Annotated in this window: 16 protein-coding genes; 8 read left to right on the forward strand and 8 right to left on the reverse strand. The window is 56.0% G+C overall.

Annotated features, from left to right (window positions below; translation table 11 throughout):
* The first annotated feature begins 294 nt into the window (after positions 1–294).
* From RS75_RS21930 to RS75_RS26490, 8 genes are all read left to right on the forward strand, one after another.
* The gene (locus RS75_RS21930) at positions 295–756 is read left to right on the forward strand and encodes a DNA mobilization endonuclease VirD1/MobC family subunit (protein ID WP_045022979.1); all 462 of its coding nucleotides are present in this window, start codon (positions 295–297) and stop codon (positions 754–756) included.
* A gap of 49 nt (positions 757–805) precedes the next feature.
* Positions 806–2,353 carry a relaxase/mobilization nuclease domain-containing protein gene (locus tag RS75_RS25905; RefSeq protein ID WP_082066007.1) on the forward strand — a complete coding sequence of 516 codons (1,548 nt, stop codon included), beginning with the start codon at positions 806–808 and terminating at the stop codon, positions 2,351–2,353.
* Positions 2,354–2,450: 97 nt separating this feature from the next.
* The gene (virD4, locus tag RS75_RS21945) at positions 2,451–4,496 is read left to right on the forward strand and encodes a type IV secretion system ATPase VirD4 (protein WP_045024462.1); all 2,046 of its coding nucleotides are present in this window, start codon (positions 2,451–2,453) and stop codon (positions 4,494–4,496) included.
* 68 nt (positions 4,497–4,564) lie between these two features.
* Positions 4,565–5,098 carry a hypothetical protein gene (locus tag RS75_RS26485; RefSeq protein ID WP_152643179.1) on the forward strand — a complete coding sequence of 178 codons (534 nt, stop codon included), beginning with the start codon at positions 4,565–4,567 and terminating at the stop codon, positions 5,096–5,098.
* A 14-nt stretch (positions 5,099–5,112) separates the two neighbouring features.
* Positions 5,113–6,120: a hypothetical protein gene (locus tag RS75_RS21950; protein WP_045024463.1), complete on the forward strand. Its 1,008-nt coding sequence runs from the start codon at positions 5,113–5,115 to the stop codon at positions 6,118–6,120.
* Between the two features lie 107 nt (positions 6,121–6,227).
* Positions 6,228–6,923 (forward strand): conjugal transfer ATPase VirC1, encoded by a 696-nt coding sequence (locus RS75_RS21955; RefSeq protein WP_045022974.1) that lies wholly within the window; start codon positions 6,228–6,230, stop codon positions 6,921–6,923.
* Position 6,924: 1 nt separating this feature from the next.
* Positions 6,925–7,623, forward strand: a complete 699-nt coding sequence (locus tag RS75_RS21960; RefSeq protein WP_045024464.1) for a VirC2 family conjugal transfer protein — start codon at positions 6,925–6,927, stop codon at positions 7,621–7,623.
* 32 nt (positions 7,624–7,655) lie between these two features.
* Positions 7,656–8,642, forward strand: a complete 987-nt coding sequence (locus RS75_RS26490) for a hypothetical protein (protein WP_152643180.1) — start codon at positions 7,656–7,658, stop codon at positions 8,640–8,642.
* A gap of 415 nt (positions 8,643–9,057) precedes the next feature.
* Here RS75_RS26490 and virB11 read toward each other — a convergent pair whose 3' ends face one another.
* The 8 genes from virB11 to RS75_RS22000 form a co-directional block, all read right to left on the reverse strand.
* Entirely contained in the window at positions 9,058–10,053 is a 996-nt protein-coding gene (gene virB11 / locus RS75_RS21965; RefSeq protein WP_045024465.1) for a P-type DNA transfer ATPase VirB11, read from the reverse strand.
* Positions 10,050–11,453 (reverse strand): TrbI/VirB10 family protein, encoded by a 1,404-nt coding sequence (locus RS75_RS21970; protein WP_045024466.1) that lies wholly within the window; start codon positions 11,451–11,453, stop codon positions 10,050–10,052. Before RS75_RS21970 ends, virB11 begins: the two co-directional genes overlap by 4 nt.
* The gene (locus RS75_RS21975; protein ID WP_084687155.1) at positions 11,443–12,228 is read right to left on the reverse strand and encodes a TrbG/VirB9 family P-type conjugative transfer protein; all 786 of its coding nucleotides are present in this window, start codon (positions 12,226–12,228) and stop codon (positions 11,443–11,445) included. The genes RS75_RS21970 and RS75_RS21975 overlap by 11 nt, the downstream gene beginning before the upstream one ends.
* A gap of 17 nt (positions 12,229–12,245) precedes the next feature.
* Positions 12,246–12,920, reverse strand: coding sequence for a virB8 family protein (locus RS75_RS21980; RefSeq protein ID WP_045022969.1), 675 nt, complete (start codon positions 12,918–12,920; stop codon positions 12,246–12,248).
* A gap of 34 nt (positions 12,921–12,954) precedes the next feature.
* Entirely contained in the window at positions 12,955–14,136 is a 1,182-nt protein-coding gene (locus RS75_RS21985; protein ID WP_052675528.1) for a type IV secretion system protein, read from the reverse strand.
* 3 nt (positions 14,137–14,139) lie between these two features.
* A complete protein-coding gene (locus RS75_RS21990) occupies positions 14,140–14,940 on the reverse strand; it encodes a type IV secretion system protein (RefSeq protein ID WP_045022968.1) in 801 nt (266 codons plus the stop codon).
* Positions 14,941–15,082: 142 nt separating this feature from the next.
* Positions 15,083–17,434: a VirB4 family type IV secretion/conjugal transfer ATPase gene (locus tag RS75_RS21995; RefSeq protein ID WP_234704317.1), complete on the reverse strand. Its 2,352-nt coding sequence runs from the start codon at positions 17,432–17,434 to the stop codon at positions 15,083–15,085.
* Complete coding sequence (locus RS75_RS22000; RefSeq protein WP_045022967.1) at positions 17,427–17,705, reverse strand: VirB3 family type IV secretion system protein; 279 nt, start codon at positions 17,703–17,705, stop codon at positions 17,427–17,429. Before RS75_RS22000 ends, RS75_RS21995 begins: the two co-directional genes overlap by 8 nt.
* Positions 17,706–17,742: the final 37 nt, after the last annotated feature.

Here is a 17,742-nt window from a genome sequence, read left to right on the forward strand (position 1 = left end):
GGCCGTTCGACGGGCGGCGACAAAGGCAAGAATGTGGAGATGGGATCGCTAGCCCCGTCGGCAGGGACCGTAAGCCGTTTCGCGAACAGAGGTAGTTTTGAGAGGGCTTATCCCTCAGCGGACAACCCTACAATCTCCAGAAAGCCAATACCGGCACGGACCCGGGAGGATTATGGTCGTTAATGAGAAAGAGCACATCAGATAGCTCATTTATGGAAATGAAGCCGACGATATTCTCTTCCAATATTTCAGTTTTATAAAGAATTCGCATATTTTCAGGTGGAAATAGTCATCATGTCAGACGCAAAAACTGCACAACTACCCGGGCTTAATCTCCAGGGGAATACAGATCACGATTCCGTAAAAGCGGGGATGGATCAGTACAAAATAGTGAGCGTCCGTCTGCGAGAGGAAGAATTCAAAGCCTTCAGTGAACAGGCAAGCGAGTTCGGCCTCACCAACAACATGGCTTTGCGTGTCGCGGCGCGCCGCATTGGCGGCTTTATCGAGGTCGATACGGCCACCCGGGAAATACTTGAAACTGTTCTGAAATCCATCAGCGACATCTCGCGCGATATCGCCCGCATGCATGCCACCAGCATGCAAAGCGGCGCTGTGGACATAGCTGAATTTACAAAATTGCGCGCGGAATTCGGCTACGAATTCGCCCGGCTGGATGCGACCCTGATGTCCATTCTGAACATTGCGGAGCGTCGCCTGGACGGTCGCCTGCGGCTGCAGGAAGCCGCAAAATGACATCGGCATATGGTGTTACGTTCCTGACATTACCGAAAGGACTTAAACGATGGCCGCTCAAGCCATAGTCCACGTCGTGCGACGAGGTGGCGCGCGCAACATCAAACGCATCTGCTCGCAGATGGAATATCTGACCCGAAAAGGAAAGCTGCAATTACAGTTTTCAGAACGCCATGGCGCCGGATTCGTTCCATATAATGAGCTTCCCGATTGGGCACGGCGCTGGGGAGAGCAGGCAGGCAACTACATCGATGGTCAGCAGGTTGGTGATGCCGAACAGCATATGACCAGTCATATTGTCTTCAGCCTGCCTAACGGTACTGACGAAAACGCGGCATATCGGGCAATGCGTAATGCTGCGGAAGATGTGTTCGGCGCCACCATTATTCGCGAAGGTGACCGAGGTAATACGCATGAGTTCGATTATCTTACCGCTTTTCACACCGACAAGCCTCACCCCCATCTGCATGTCATCGTAAATAGAAGGTCGCTGCAGAGGGATCCCGATACGAAAAAGCATGAATGGTTGAAGATCGCGCGCCGAAATACCAGGATAAACTATGCCATCATGCGTGAAAAATTTGCGTATCGGGCGCAGCAGGAAGGCATAGACGTGGAAGCCACGTCGCGTCTCGAGCGAGGCATCGAAACGCCGTCATTGACGAATGAACAGTTCCGCATCAATGCCCGCCGAGCCGTTGAAGTCCGCGAACAGTGGGATAATTTAACGGTGATTGCTGTCGACCCTGCATCACCATCCCGTTCCCCAACACCAGAACCCGTCGCAGGCCCATCGACGCAAAGACCACAGGGCGCCGGATCCGCAAGCGGCCAGACTGGCGGTGGGACTGGCGGTGGCGGGAATTTACGACCGGACATCGCCACAAGCGGCAATGGCAGCACGCATTCCCGTCATCATGATAACGTGCATCAGGCGCTCGAGGCCGACGCTGCCGCCACCGCACGTCCCTCTTCCACAGGCACAGGCGTCGAACCGACGAATAATCCGGCGCAGGACGAAGCCAACCCCGGAACGTCCGGCGGTGGCTCTGAATCGCACAACAATGTCATAGACGCCCATCGCAGCAGGGATGCGGAGCGACAGCGCCGCGAGCGGACAAAACGCCACCACGCAACCCGCGAGTTGGAGGACCCCGAAGGCGATCGCCTGCGTCGTCGCATTCCCGAGAATTCCTCTCTCTCTCCAGAACAAGAAGACGTTCAATCCGTCGCACCCCCTCGGGAAAACGATTCCGCCAGACACGCGGATCTCTCACCGCCACCGGCCGCTTCCGAAGACCGGCCAGAAGCACCTGACAACTCACCCTTGGAGCAGTTCCAAGTCACGTTCCGCGTTACCCCAGATGGCGGAGGGGGAGGCCCATCGGGGAACGCCGCCGAGCTTCCGGATGAAACGGCGGCTCAGGCAGCAGCGCGCAGCGCCGCCGCAAGCGCACGCCGACGCGGTGATGATCTGGACCGGGTGGTCCGCACGCGCGGGCAGAAAAGGGCAGAGGAGGCCCAGCGCATCGAAGACGGTCCGATCTCGGGCAGGCTAAGGAGTTCCACACGCCCTCCACCAGACAGAACGCGTTGATTGTCCTGCAAAGCGCTCCACCGATTGAGAGCAGGAATGCTGCGAAGACGAGCGAAATAAACACCGAGGAAGGGCAGCGCTTCGACAAGGAGATTTTATGGACGCACATGGCAAGTGGAACACGTTGATACTCGGGGTGGTGTTCTCTCTCATCTTCGGCACGTTTTTGGCGACTATCTATGCCGCGTTTCAACACGGCATCAACGCCAGCGCCCTTCAGAACTTTGATACTCTTTCGTTCTGGCACGAATTACCGTTCAACAGGGGTTATGTGACTCCCGTATTTAAACGGGGATTGATGATTATCGCCGCCACAGGCGTCATTCTTCCGCTGGTCATCGCCATTTTCCTGCTCCGCAAACAGGAGCACCACGGTACTGCCCATTGGGCCCGTTTCGGCGATCTGGCGCGCGCGGGTTACATCAAACGATACAGGCAGGTAAACGGACCGATTTTCGGAAAAACCACAGGGCCGCGCGGCTTTGGACGTTATCTCACGAATGGCGACCAGCCACATAGTCTTGTCGTGGCTCCCACGCGCGCTGGCAAAGGCGTCGGTATCGTCATTCCCACCCTTCTGACCTTCAACGGCTCCATCCTCGCACTCGACGTCAAGGGCGAGCTGTTCGAGTTGACGTCCCGTTCCCGGCTCGCACGTGGTGACCGCGTTTATAAATTCGCCCCCTTTGACGAAGCCGGGCGCACCCACAGCTATAATCCGGTGCTGGACATCGTCAACATGCCGCCGGACCGGCGTTTCAGCGAGACCCGACGCCTCGCCTACAATCTGATTGCAGCAAAGGGAAAAGGATCGGAAGGCTTTATCGACGGCGCCCGCGATCTCTTCGTCGCCGGTATTCTTGCCTGCATTGAAAGAGGCACACCCACCATCGGCGCCGTATACGACCTGTTTGCGCAACCGGGTGAAAAATATAAGCTTTTCGCACAGTTGGCCGAAGATACGAAGAATGTCGAAGCGCAGCGAATTTTCGACAACATGGCGGGCAACGATACGAAAATCCTGACCTCCTATACCTCCGTCCTTGGTGATGGCGGCCTCAATCTGTGGGCCGACCCGATGATCAAGGCGGCAACCACCACGTCCGATTTTTCCATTTACGATCTGCGGCGCGATCCAACGTCGATTTTCCTCTGCGTCAGTCCCAACGATCTGGAAGTCATTGCCCCCCTTGTCAGGCTGTTTTTCCAGCAGATCGTTTCGATCCTGCAACGGAGCATGCCCGGCAAGGATGAAATCTTCGAAGTGCTTTTCCTGCTCGATGAATTCAAGCACCTCGGCAAACTGGAATCCATTGAAACAGCCGTGACAACGATAGCCGGTTACAAGGGCCGCTTCATGTTCATCATCCAGAGCCTGGCAGCGCTTACAGGCGCCTACGAGGAGTCGGGCAAGGAAAACTTCCTCAGCAATACGGGGCTTCAGGTCTTCATGGCGACCGCCGATGACGAAACACCGACATATATTTCCAAGTCCATCGGCGACTATACCTATCGCGAGCGTTCCACCTCCTATAGCCAGAGCAATATTTTCGACACCAACGTGCAGCTTTCCAATCAAGGCGCGCCGCTTCTGCGTCCTGAACAGGTGCGCGTCATCGAAGATTCCAAGCAGATCGTGCTGATCAAGGGCCAACCGCCCCTGCGAATGGATAAAGTCAAATATTACTCGGACCGCGTTCTGAAACGCCTGTTTGACGCCCAAACAGGCCCGTTGCCGGAACCGGACCCTATCGATATGGACCAGTTTGCAACGCAGCCACTGAATAAAACCTTGGAAAATGAACCGGCCGTATCGCCACCGGCTAACGCTGAAGCGCCCCCGCCGTTCTTTTCAGACGATGCTGCCCAGACGCCGGCATCATCGGAAACAGCCTTTTTTGCACCACAGGAGGAGCCTTCCGGTGGTGGAGGTGGCGACTCTCTCGATTTTGCGCCGGAAACGGCCGTGGAAACCGTCACCACACCAAAACCAGTACCTCAGCCCCCACGTCTGACGGAGCAGGAAATGCAGGCGCTGAACCAGCAGCGCCTCATACTCGACCGGATCATCGCCCTGCAAAAAGGCGGCGCGCATCATCGCCCCCTCTCTCCGGAGCCGGACACTCAGCTCGATTACAGCTGAAACCGTAATATATTTTCTTATCTTTCAATATCTCTGTACATTTTATTGAACCCAGCAGGAGGCCTGCCATGCGGGATAACGCCGATTCAACAAATATTCATGTTCCTATTTCCATGAAGGAAATAGAGAGCCGACGCGTTACTTATTCAATATTTGAGAGTAAAAATGAATTGCAAAATACAACTGAACACGATGAGGTTCCGGAATATCTGAAATCCTATCAAAAGGCCCAGGCCGCCGCCCTGCTCTCCCATTCGGCACCGGCCGTTCACCGACAGAAGGCAAACGCCGGCCACAACGGCGATTTCGCGGTTTCCGGGCAATCCCTGCCGCACAAAGCGCCATGCCCCTCCTGCAATTCGTGCGCGCGCGTTCGCGCCTGCGCTCCGGTTTCAAATACCGCGCCGGCACCGCGAAAGACGGCCTCGATTTTCAAACGCCTGGCCAGCCGATTGAAACGGTTCGGGCGAAAAACCCTGTCTGGAATTAATGAGACGCCAGTCACCACCGGCAAGCCCTTAACGCATGCCGCCGCAATTGCAGGGACCAGACGCGAGGCTTCAGGCACAGGACCGGACACGAAAGCATTGCGCCAACGATAGGGAGGACACCGAAGATGCCGATACAGACGGAGCGCAGTGACCAATCTCACGCGATGGACGCATTTGCCGCTGCGGCAAGGGAAGCCAAGCTTGCGGAGGATGTGTCCGCCGACCGTCGGGGCAAGGCGGCTGAAGAGCTGATGGCCGCTGGCTGCGAATTATTGGCGGTGGAGGGGAATCGTCACCACGGCAACGAACTGTCGCCGCATCTCAAAATCCATCTCGACAGAGTGTCCGCCCATCTGGCTGATCATATCGGTCAAGGGCCTGCAATGGCAGACAAACGTCGTGCCGTGCTGGCGCGTGCGCTGCCATTTGCATCGGAGCAGAAGCAGGGCGCCACCACCGACCTGCAACTCGCCACGGCACTCAACACGCCATCGCGAGGCCGTCCGCTTCAGCTGTTGAATAAAGATGAAACCCGCCCGGTCGAGAGGCGGTTTTCACGGGAATTCACCGGCGCTGGCGCGCGCAATCTCGTTGCGGCGCTGAGCGATTTGCAAACCTCGTTAAACGTTCACTCCCGAAGAATGGAGTCCGTTTTCGACCTGGAACACGCTCACCGCGATGTTCCACAACCCCCTCGCTCCCCGTCCTTCATTGCGGCGACACCCGACAGCGGACGTATATGGGCAAGCCCTGCTTATGGAGGGGATAGGGAAAGCATTTCGCCCGGCTCCAGCCCACCACCAACGGCTGGCAGGAAACGGGAGCGATCGTATGACAGCGATACGTCTCTCCCGCCTCTCCGTAGAGCAAGAATGGACTCTCCAGATTTTAACATCCACGAGGATCCAGATGCCATTCCCGCGCGAAGAGCCAACGGAAACGACGAGTGGCAGTCTTCTCGCCAAAGGCGCCAAGGCTTTGCGATATATGAAGACCCGCCCCATTCAAATCCAGGGGCGTTGCAACCGGTGGCCACAGCCATAGAGTTTAACGCGGATCACGATAAAGAGAATGCCCCTCCCGAACCCGAAAATATTCGAGGCAGATCCAGAGACCGCGATTTTAGTCGTTAGTCCCGAGGTCAGAAAACACTGATTATTCAGTAAATATATTATCAACAACTCACATAAAACATAAATATTAAAGAAATTATACTTTTGACTTCAATAAAGGAACGACCATGAAGCTCATTACCTTCTGCTCATTCAAAGGTGGAGCGGGCAAGACAACAGCCCTGATGGGATTGTGCTCGGCGCTGGTGGCGGAAGGCAAAACCGTTGCGCTGTTCGAAGCCGACGAGAACCGCCCGCTGACCCGCTGGCATGAAAATGCGACCCGGCGGGACACCTGGGATCCTCGCTGCGACGTGTTTGTCGCCGACGAATTGAGCCTGCTCGAAGATGCCTATGAGCATGCGGAGGCGCGCAACTTCGATTATGCGCTGGTCGATACGCAGGGCGGGTCAAGCGAGCTGAACAATACGATCATTGCCAGCTCCAATTTTCTGCTGGTCCCCACCATGCTCACGCCCCTCGATGTGGATGAGGCCCTGGCGACCTACCGCTACATCATCGAGCTGCTGCTGGGTGAAAATCTGGCCATCCCCACGGCAATCCTTCGCCAACGCGTGCCGGTCAACCGGTTGACCAGTTCGCAACGCGCGGTTTGGGAAGTTCTCAATTCTCTCCCTCTCACGGAGAAGCCACTTCATGAGCGCGATGCTTTCGCCGCCATGAAAGAGCGCGGTATGCTGCATTTGAGCTTGAGGAATGCCAGCGCCGAGCCAACCATGCGCCTTTCGCTGCGCAATCTTGAGGTGGCGATGGAGGAGCTACGAGGCTTGAGCCAGTTCGTCCAAAACACCATCGGCAACTGAAATGGCTATTCACAAGCCAAGTCTAACCGTGACAGAGGCGCGGCGCCTGGCGAAGATCAATTCGGCGCTGGGGGAGGTCGATGGCGGCCTGCCCCAAGCGGTCTTTCCAAGAAAACTGGGGGTCCCACCGGCGACAGTGAAACAGGAGATCTCTTCGGTCTCTCCACAGCTCAAATCGCCATCGCCGCCTGTGGCCGCAGCAGAAAACCCCGCACAGCCGGAGAAGGCCAAAGAGCCAGCACCGGTCCAAACAGTCGCGGCGCCAACCGTGGTACCCCGCACTGTTCGCAAGGCATCCCCTCTTCTGGTCGCCGCAGCTTATGATTATTCATCGCCCACCGTGGAAAAAGTCCAAGTCTATGTTTCCGCGCTTCAACCGGCAACCGGCGTATCGGCCATGTTTGATACGTTGCTGAACAACTACCCCTCCAGAAAAGCCCTGCAGATGATCTTACGCAGGGCTTTGCATGACTATGATCTTGGTTTGGAAAGCGGAGAGTTTCTGAAATACGCGTCCGGCTATGACATCAACCCGGCAACCGTCGAATCCCCGATCCAGACATCGCGCATGATGCCCAAAAAGGCTCTTGCTCTCGCTCGTGAGCATTTCGATCCTCTCGGGCTGGAAAGCACCCGCGCTTTCGGGCGCAAACTGGCGACCGCGGCGCTGGCGGCATTTTTTGCCCGGCATCGACATTAAACAATGGGAAACAGCAAAAAGGACATAGGATTATGGCAAATAGCGAAATCGACCATGGCCCCCCGGCAGCCTCCGAGAATGAGACCCGCCGGCCAAAACGCGGGCTGATGTCCGGCCTGAAAGCCATTGTGAAACAGGTTGGTAACAGATGGTCCCGATCATCCCGGGTCGATACCCCGTTGCGAGCCGACTATACATCCTCCCTCCCACCTGTTGTCGATCAGAGCCAGAATACCTCAAAACCTGAAACCGGGACCAGACAAGAGCAACCAGTCGCTGGTCCAGTTAAACTGAAATATGAAGATAAAATCCCCAAGGAATATGTGCCTCGTGAGCAGACCCAAGAGCGGCTTCGGGAGCAGTTACGTCAAAAAATGCAGCCGCTTGACGAGGCACTAGCAGCCAGACAGGAAGCCGCCGCACTCGAGAGAGCAAAAGCGGCCACACTCGAGAGAGCAAAAGAAGTGGCAGCCCTCCCGAAAACAGAGGAAGTAAATAAAGGACGGGAAACAATAAAAACCTGGCCAAACGGCGAAGTCACATACAAAGGCGCACCCTCTCTATCGCGAGGCGCCCATATTCACCCTGGTGAGCGTGCTCCTCCACCCCAGTCCCACACCCCTTCTGTTGACGCAGGCGTGCCGCCGCTTCCCTCACCGGCTGACGCTTATCAAACGGCTCAAGTATTCTCCGTGAGATCGATTAAGGCTCATGAGATTCGGAAGGTCGATATTCCGCAATCAAAACAGAGTGAGACCCAGCGCCTGACCCGAACTCCTTCCGCGTCGACCATCAATTCAACGACATCCTCAGTCCTCAGCACCACCAGCAAATCGAGTGTCAGCACCAGTGCTTCGTCCGTCGCCGCCCGGGAAGTCGATATTCCGCCGTCAAAGCGGCCGGACGATGCGATGGCTCGCCCCTCCCCTACCGATCTGGGCAGAGCGGAAGACCATCAAAAGACCTCCCAGCGGCCGCCATTGGACCCAAGAGTGCGGCCGAAAGGACTTGGCCGGTAAGAAGATTCCGCAGCCATATTGCAACCGAAAATGTCCAGGATGCAAATCATGGAACATTGTTGTGCGTTCCGTGCCCGATAGAGCACATCCAGTCTAAACGGAATCGTTAGACATGCTCCATCTATTTGTTCTTACGCATTTTCCGGACGCAAAACCGCTACGCACTTTTACTTGAAATGCTCAAACTGACTTCGAGGGATAGCGCGCCGGCTGGATCAAGCAGCCGGATCACCTCGCTGCGGCTCAAGCACGCCTTCGTCGCCTTGTCCTCCAAACAGACATGTCACACGAAATCGTAAGCCACCTACGGTTATCCCGCGCCGCATTCGCAGCCGGCCCTTCAATGGCTTGAAAGGCAGGCTTGCGGCTTTTTGCTGGTCGCAATCATTGCGGGCTGATTGTGTTGGTGCATCCGTCAATCTTGAGACGGCAGATAAACTTCCAGAACGCCTCTGACGCCGTTGCGCCGGCCAACCTGGACGACGAGGTCGATGGTGCGTTTGGCGTACAGGATCACCTCGCTGTGGCTCAGACGCACACCCGATCGCATAACCATCAGTGCAAGGCGATCGAAAGCAAGCGCAGGGCTGTCGGCGTGGATCGTCGTCACCGCTCCGGGATGGCCGGTATTGATCGCCTCGAGAAAATCGTAAGCCTCAACGCCGCGGATTTCGCCCAGAATAATGCGATCAGGCCGCATTCGCAGGCAACTTTCCAGAAGCTTGGAAGGCATTCTTGCGGATTTATCCTTGCGGTCCGCGATCAGAGCCACCTGGTTACGATGGTTGGGAAAGAGTTCCGGCGCATCCTCGATGGTAATCAGCCGTTCATTCCGGTCCATCATCTCGATCAGCGCGCGCGCCACGGTGGTCTTGCCCGACGAGGTGCCGCCTGCGATTAGAATATTGAAATGCTCATCGATGGCCTGGCGAAAGAGACTTTGCAGATCGCCCGTGTTCGCCAGTCCCGCAATTTCAGCGTGACGCCTGCGGCGCTCATCGTCGACGCGTATCTGTCGACCGCCAATGAAGCCGATATCCGCGCTGGTTAATGTACGACTTAGATATTTGCGGATCGACAGCGACACACCCTGCTCAACTGCCGGATCAACCACAATCTGCACACGTTGCGGGTTTCCCCAGACATTCACGCGACCTGACACGATGGGATTGAGAGCGCCCAGCGTATTACGCGTCTCGCCGGCCAGCGTCGCCCCCAGGCGTTTGATCGAATGGGGCGACAAGGTGACATCGATTTCCGTCATGAAACCCGCGCCAGCGACTTCGATGAAGATCGATCCGTTGGGATTGATCACCAGCTCGTTGATGCGATCATCGGTCAGATACTCTTTCAGAGGCGCCAGATATTGCTCGACATAGGAAATTTCACGCGAAGGAACCAATTCATTCATCGGAACACCAGATCACGGTTTACGAAAATACGGATTTCCTCTCCTTGCGGAACGCGAATGACGGGCGGCAAATTGAGGTATTTCTCCAGAACCCCACTCGTCTGTTCACCGAGCGAGTCGCCCACGGAGCTGGCGAGGGCCTGCCCGTTGCCGCTACCGCTGCTGCTACCGCTACCGCCAATATTGATCGTCGTACCGCTGCTACTTGAATCTTTCCCACCGATGCTGTCGGCGATCATTGAGGGAGCGATCGTAATGGCGCTGATGACCGCAGCAGCGCCGAACTTGGTCATATAGCGGTTATTGACATTGCCCATCGTCCCGGACCGGCCGAGCCTGTCCGTGCCCGTGGAGCCCAGCGCCACCGATTTCCCATCCGGTGTCACCGCTCTATTCCAGGCGATCAGCACCCGTTTTTGGGCGATATCGACGTCATTGTTGAATTGGCCGATCAGAATGGTGCCCTGCGGCATCAGAATTCGAGATCCATCGAACGAGAATACGGGTTCCATCACCTGTGCCCTCAGGTAACCGGGAAGCTGGGTGTCGATCGCCGTTTCCAGAACGGCGGACACGATTGTTCCCTGAACAATGGTGCGGGACGGATCCGTGAGATTGGTGGAAACCGAGGTCTGGACGACCGACGACGCTGCCGACTTAAGGAAGAGCTGGTTCGCATTCAGCTCACCCTCGGGTCCCACTTCTCCATTTTGACCGATCGCGGCATAGGCGCTTGCGCCCTCATCAACAATAACGGCATCCGATTCGCGTTGCGCCTTGTCCAAATCGCGGCGTTCCTTGAGCTCAGTCTCGGCAAGTTTCGACTGCTCCTCAAGCTGACGCCGCAACGCATCGGCGCGCGTCGTCTCGTCGCGCAGGCGTGCATTCTCCTCGGCAAGCGCCTTGCTCTGCGCCTCCATTTTTTCGGTCATCGTCTGGGTGTATCGCGCCAGCAGCTGTTGAACTTCCGAGTTTGACACGCCTGATGGTCTGTTTTTCCCCATTTCAACAATCTGCGCCTGCATTGCCTTGAATTTTTCGTTCAAGGCCGCGTTAGGATCGACCTCTTTTACCTCCGGTGCCGGTTTGGCGGGCACGATGAAATCGAGCTTGACCTCGTGGTTCCGATCTCTGCCAACCTCCATATCCACTTGCGACGCGCGTTGAGCGTCCTCATTTTGACCGAAAATCTTTTTGAGACCAGCCGACCCAAAACCAATCGCAAAGACAAGCACACCTCCGCAGATCATCGCTACGGACATAATGAGCTTCTTGTTCGCTCGGGCAGGTCCCTGTTGACGCTGCCGACGGGCTCCTATCAGTTCTTCGCGATCGGGTACCGAATGACCGCGCGCATCATTACCCGCTCGTTCGTTATCCTGGAGATCATTAGATACCATTGCCAACCTCCGTCTTCACCTTGCCGCGACCCGATGCCTGCACGGCTGAGCCGAGACCAACGCAAACGACCTCATCACCGATACGCAGCACCCAATAGGTGCTCGTACCGTCCACGATGACGCGGTCGCCATTGGTTCTGGAATTAATAAGTTCTTCCTTGCGGTCAGCACCCACCTTGAAAATGGCGGGGCGGGGCGAGTTCTTCGGCAGGAAAAACGTTGTCTGACTGCCATTGTCCTGGACCCAGGCGGGGCGAAAGGCGGCGGCCCCGGACACCATGTAGTCCGTATTAACCGGCGTTGCGTCTGGCGCGGGGGTCGTCGGAGCACGTTTCTTGTCCGCAGGGTAGGTAAAAACGGAGCGGAATACGTTAGGGGCACCAGCCTTGGCTGTACCCGCCGAATGAAGGTCGAACGAATAGACGCGCTTGTCGGTGTAAATCGTCATATTCGTATCACCCGCCTCGACGATGGGTTTCACGCTGACGACATTACCGCTCTTAAGCTTCACAACCTCCCAGCTGGTACTATCGCCAATGAGAATGGCCTGAACCTCCTCCCCGCTCGCAAATTGCAATGCCGTCACCGATTTGAGGTAAAGTTCAAGCCGATAAACCGCATTTTCATTGTAGGCGTAGTGCCGGATCCGCGGATCGGAAGCAGACACTGTAGCCGTGACCGGAGTTGGCGCAGCGCCAGCGACCGGGGCGGCAAAGGCGTTCTGCAAGCAAATAATTGAAACAAGCGGAACAATTAAATATCTGATATTAAACATAAAATGTCCTCGTTATCTCATCCGGCCAGTTCGGCGTCGATGCGATAGGAAACCACGGTAAAGCCCAATGGATTTTTCCAGACCGCTTGCAACTTTGCATTTGCGTCAGGCTGGAACACAAAGCCGACAGTCGCCACGAAAGTACGCTCGGCGGTCTCCCTCCCCTTTTCCTCGCGGTATTTTGTAATTCGTACACGAGCGAGATCAGGTGCATTGCGCCGCGTCGACGGGCTGATGGAAATAGACTTGACGACCACGCGAACCCGGATTTCGTTGCCGTAGACCGTCGGCGGATATTGTTTGGACGACGCGCTCCACAGGGACGCAAGCGTTTCCGCAGCGTTATCCTTGGATCGTGTCATGACGTCAGGAATACGGGTTTCATTGTCCATCGGATCAAATGTCTCTCGATCCACCACGTAGGAAACCAGCTCGGCCTGACGCACCGCATCCTGCTGGTCAAGCGTGGCGGGGCGCACTTCCACCACCTTCTCCGCCTGACCCGTTGTCTTGTCCACCATGACGACGAAGGGGCGCGTCTCATTAAGTGGCAGGATCACCAGCAAACAACAAATGGAGAGAAGTGCCAAGGCGACCGAGCCAATAGCAATCTTTGCCCAATTATTGCGCTGCTGGCGCAAGGTGAAGAAAAGTTCATCCTCAAAGGCGTGATGAGTGTCGCTGTCATTCATGATGCATCTCGTTATTCAAAAGATTTAAAAATGATCAGGGGCGATTCAGGTTCTGTTGCTCCGGCGAGTCATTGGGGGAAGGCGTTTGGGCGGACGAACTGCCTTCGTGGTGACGCCGAGGCGCTTTCTTCTCGCCTCCTGCCCCTTGAATGCGATCAGCAAGCCTGTCGTCGCGACGTGCCTGGCGCAGGCCAGCACTCTGTCTGAAGCCACTGATGGCAGACATCGCGATTCCAGAGGGTGATGCGCCTGCCTTGCGGGCACTGTTGGCAACACCGGCACCGTCTCGAGCGCGCTGCCCGAGGCTGTGAAGCCTGGAAGAATTCCTCATCATGCTCCGCGCACTCGCAGCACTTGCACCAACCACCGCAACCGAAGAGGATGCGAGCGTGCTGGCCATGGTGGGAAGTTGCGACAACAGGATCAGCGCCGCCGCCATGATGAAGATGAAGGCGAAAAAGCGATCCTTGTGCTCGGCCGACGCACCCGACGAGGCGAGAATTTCACCTGCGACATAAAGAATGATCGACATCAGCGCCGTGACCAGAATGGGCAGCACGACGAAGCCCACCAGGAACCGTAGCCAACTGTCAAAATACTGCTTGGTCTGCTCCATCATCAAGAGAACGATGGCAAGCGGGGCAAGGCACATGGCGACGGCAAAACCGATCTTGGCAAATGCCAGGACGACGGCCGCGATGGCGGTGAAAACCCCCGCAATGATAAGAATGAGCGCGCCCAAGAACACGTTCTTGATGGACCCGCCAATGTCCCAGATGGAGACATCCGATAGATACTTGCTGGAAATCCACGTCAGCGCATGGGTGAATTCGTCCATCGCCGTGGCGCTGTCGGTGATGCGCGCCGGGTCCAGAATCTCGGTAGAAATCGTTTTGATGTTTGACAGGGATGACTTGATCAAAAGTGTGGAGTAGTCGCTCGGAAGCTCCACAAATATATTATATATTCCTTCGAAATTTACCCAGAATGTTCCCACCGAATAAATTAATATAAACCTTAGAAACCATGCAAAATACACAGCCATACTGACTGTTTTGAATTGAAGTATGTGGTTCAGCGCCAAAAACAACAGTGCAAGTACGGCCATGGAATTCAGAAGGATACGCATGGGGGTGGCTATATCGTTGAATACTTCTTCAACGTAGCCGATCATTGTCGTATCGATCGATGTCGAAATGTAAGTGATCAGACCCATGTATCACCTGTTATATTCTTCGAGACCTTTGAACGGCGATTGTTTTCCCATCTCGCCGCCGAGGATCATGAAATAGGTGCCGGCCATCGAGGCCATGGCGGACTGGGTCCGTAGGCTTTCATTGACTTGCTGGGTCAGCTCGATCATCACGCGGGTGTTGATGTCGACGCTCGTTTTCAGATCCAGGCTGTTTTCAATGGCATTGATATAGCTGGGGATCCTGTCCATGCTCATATTTGCGCGCTTGTAGGAAACCTCCGCTGTCGAGGCTGCGATCGCACCCTGTGCGGCCGCATTTGCGAGAAAGAATTTGCTGGGTGCGCCATCGTCCTTGAGCGCAAACGCCTTTTCAAGCCAGAAGTCTCGCCGAAATTTTTCCAACGCATCACTTATCGCCTGGGGTTCGAGGGGCAGACCATCCAGGGCAGTCTTTGCCATTTCATTGAGGCCAAAACCACCCGTACGTTCCTCCCCCCTTTCCGGCTCATTATGGAGAGGGATAGTCTTCACGCCGTTCTGCGCGTCGCGCATTTTTTCCAAGGCAGTAGTCTGTGTAACGATCGTGTTGAATAATTGCGTGATCCCGCCGCCGATCACCCGGGAAAGCTCGACCATCTTCATCAATTGCCCGATGGCTACTTCGTCATGGGACAATTGCGCATCGTCTGGAGCACCGGGAATGGCGCCAATGATGGGATCTGCCAGACGCTCGATTATCTGCTGCGCATGAACGGGCAGTGTCGCGGCACTGACAGACAGCAATGCAGTAAAAGACAGCAGTGCGATATATCGTGTGTTGGTCATGCCTGTACTCCTTCTAGTATAGTTTGAATACCTTGAGGTCTTTCCCATAGGCAGGCGCAGTTGTTTTTCCGCTCTTCGGGAATGGTCTGGCAGGAAACGAGACCGGTAAGACATAAAATCAGGACAAGTATTTTCCGCATTGCTAAAGCATCTCCGTGTAAAAATCCGGCCTGTCACGCCAGCCGGCGGGTGCCTTTTCGCCACGTCCACCTCCCAAAATGTCGAGCGCTTTGCCCAAAGCGCCGAGATCCATATCAAGGACCACGCTGTCGGCACCGGACTTCATCAACACGAAATGATTGTCGACATTGCTCATTTGCAGAAACGAGGTTTCCGTCGGCGTCAGGTGAAGCGGCGCCAGCTCCGCTTCCGTGTTGAAGGCGCTGGGATAGACGAGCCGTGTTACCGCGCTTTCCAGAATGGCGTCGCCCGCGCGGCTGTTTTTAATGTGGGATACCCGCTGCGTCAGGAGAACGACAGCGACGTTCTTCTTACGCATGGTCAACATCCAGTCCTTCAGACGGGACTCGAAATACGGATCGTCAAGAAGCTTCCAGGCCTCGTCCAGCACCAGAAGTGTGGGGTGCTCGTCTTCCACAAGCCTTTCAACCCGGCGAAACACATAGCTCAGCCATGCAGTGCGAATGGTATCGTTTTCGAAGATTTCGGAGAGGTCGAAGGCGGTGACGCCGTCATCGAATGCGAGGGGATCGAGGCCCTTGCCTCCAAACAGCCAGCCAAACTGGCCGGTGTCGTCCCAGCGTCCCAGACGATTGTAAAGATCGCCATCGTCGTCAGTCGCACGCAACTGACTGCGAAACTGCTCGAAATTCTGCAATCGCCTGTCCGCAATGCAGTTGGATTGGACAGCATCCGTCAATGCCTGAATCTGCACGGGATTGAGCCGTTCGCCGTCATTTTCAACCAGTGCGGTCAGCCAGTCCGTCAGCCATGCCGCGCCACGCGTGTCCGCTTCTGCACGCATGGGGTTGAACGCTGTTTCCGCGCCCATGCGCACGGCGGAATAATGGCCGCCCATCGCACGCACGGCCATTTCGAAGCCGTTATCCTTGTCGAACAGGATTGTACGAACATTCAGCCTCTGCGCCTGACTTATCAAAAATGCCGTGCCGAGCGTCTTTCCGGATCCGGTCTGGCCAAGCACCAGCGTGTGTCCAACCGTTCTCTGGTCACGTTTGCCCGGAAGGTGGAAATTGAACCGGAATGTCTCTCCGCGTGCCGTCGGAATGATCGTGACAGCGTCGCCCCAAGGGCATTTTTCGGGTGGATTACCTTTCGGCAGGCCATGAAGCGCGCAGAGCTGCGCAAAATTCTGCGACGAGATCATCGCCGGGCGGGTTCGGTAGGCAAAATTACCGGGATGTTGAGCGAAATAGACGGCTCGCGCTGAAAAGCTCTCACGCACAATTGCCGCGCCCGCATCCTGCATAGCGCGGGTTACGTAAGCCATGGCCTGTTCGAGTTCGGCGCGGCTGTCGCAAAACAGGGCGATGCTGCAATGGTGTTCGCCGAAGACCACCCTGCCCGAGGCCACATCATCCTCAGCCTCTTCCAGCTGCGCCAGCAGCGATACGGCGGCATCCTCGGCGGCGCGCATCTGCTTGCGCACCCGTGAAATCTTACCCTGCGCCGAAATCGGATCTATCGGGGTGAAACTCTGTGTGACGACGGTGTCATACGGCAAGTTCAAACGATCCAGAATGCCGGGATACGTTTCGTTGGGATAATCCTTGACCGAGACAATGGTGCCGAAACGCACGCGACCCGCGCCATGGCACTCGAAGACCCGTCCGTGGAAGCTTATTTGCGACGTCGCGAGGCGATCCGATACCGGTACAAATTTCGCCCCGGGGATAAGTTTGATATCCGATCCGTCGATGGCGGTGCGCAGCAGGCCCAACCATCTGCCATCGCTGACCTGAAGCCGGGCAGGCTTGGCCTCAGTGATGCCGACCATGCAGGTCTTGATCATTTGATCCAGGCGGACAGCACGCGCCGCGATCTCTTCGCGGCTATAGACATCCTTTCCGCTGAAGAGCGAAACAAACTTCGTGATACGGCGGGGCGGCCGAATGACGAGTGTTACCATCGTAACGCGATCGCGCAGCCCTACAGTTTGAAGGTAATTTTGCCATCGGCGGTCGATCTCCTGGTTAAAGGGGTGACCGGAAACAGGCGTTATTCGCGGCTGAGTTTCCACTGAAATCCGATGAACGTAATACCCGACATCGGTGCGCTGCTGAGCGATGAAGCGCGACAGCGAATCGCACAGTTCGACAGTGTGGCGCGTGTCCATCGTATCGGCATTGATACCTTCCACAGCAAAAGATGCCATAAGGTCGCCGTTGCGCAGCATCAGCGTCGTATCATTGACAACGCTCAGATAAGGCAGGTCACCAACCAGCATTTCACTGCGTCTGATCGACTTGTCGGTCGCGTTCTTCATGGCATGGGTTGTGGGCGCCTCAAGCACGGTACACCACTCCTTCTCCGGTAAACAGGCCCGGATGCATCCGCGTCTGCTGAACCGTGGCGATGAAAACGTTGATGATCTTGGGGTCATAGGCGGCCAGACCGCGCAGGGCCGCATAACCGAACCCTCCCATCAGGACCAGGTACAGAAACGATTGCGAGATGATGAAACCAAGGATAGTCGCCGAGACCAGCACCACCAGATACATGATGGGCAGTCCGGCAAACGTGACTTCGCGTGTCAGACCGATGAAAAGCGGCGTATTTTGCATTGTGTTGCATCTCCCGTTCCTGGAGCTCGACCGCTTG

Source organism: Rhizobium nepotum 39/7, assembly GCF_000949865.1.
Lineage (GTDB): Bacteria > Pseudomonadota > Alphaproteobacteria > Rhizobiales > Rhizobiaceae > Agrobacterium > Agrobacterium nepotum.

Coding starts and splice junctions, on each gene's coding strand:
- RS75_RS21930 (WP_045022979.1), top strand. CDS start 295: ATGTCAGACGCAAAAACTGCACAACTACCCGGGCTTAATCTCCAGGGG.
- RS75_RS25905 (WP_082066007.1), top strand. CDS start 806: ATGGCCGCTCAAGCCATAGTCCACGTCGTGCGACGAGGTGGCGCGCGC.
- virD4 (WP_045024462.1), top strand. CDS start 2,451: ATGGACGCACATGGCAAGTGGAACACGTTGATACTCGGGGTGGTGTTC.
- RS75_RS26485 (WP_152643179.1), top strand. CDS start 4,565: ATGCGGGATAACGCCGATTCAACAAATATTCATGTTCCTATTTCCATG.
- RS75_RS21950 (WP_045024463.1), top strand. CDS start 5,113: ATGCCGATACAGACGGAGCGCAGTGACCAATCTCACGCGATGGACGCA.
- RS75_RS21955 (WP_045022974.1), top strand. CDS start 6,228: ATGAAGCTCATTACCTTCTGCTCATTCAAAGGTGGAGCGGGCAAGACA.
- RS75_RS21960 (WP_045024464.1), top strand. CDS start 6,925: ATGGCTATTCACAAGCCAAGTCTAACCGTGACAGAGGCGCGGCGCCTG.
- RS75_RS26490 (WP_152643180.1), top strand. CDS start 7,656: ATGGCAAATAGCGAAATCGACCATGGCCCCCCGGCAGCCTCCGAGAAT.
- virB11 (WP_045024465.1), bottom strand. CDS start 10,053: ATGAATGAATTGGTTCCTTCGCGTGAAATTTCCTATGTCGAGCAATAT.
- RS75_RS21970 (WP_045024466.1), bottom strand. CDS start 11,453: ATGGTATCTAATGATCTCCAGGATAACGAACGAGCGGGTAATGATGCG.
- RS75_RS21975 (WP_084687155.1), bottom strand. CDS start 12,228: ATGTTTAATATCAGATATTTAATTGTTCCGCTTGTTTCAATTATTTGC.
- RS75_RS21980 (WP_045022969.1), bottom strand. CDS start 12,920: ATGAATGACAGCGACACTCATCACGCCTTTGAGGATGAACTTTTCTTC.
- RS75_RS21985 (WP_052675528.1), bottom strand. CDS start 14,136: ATGGGTCTGATCACTTACATTTCGACATCGATCGATACGACAATGATC.
- RS75_RS21990 (WP_045022968.1), bottom strand. CDS start 14,940: ATGACCAACACACGATATATCGCACTGCTGTCTTTTACTGCATTGCTG.
- RS75_RS22000 (WP_045022967.1), bottom strand. CDS start 17,705: ATGCAAAATACGCCGCTTTTCATCGGTCTGACACGCGAAGTCACGTTT.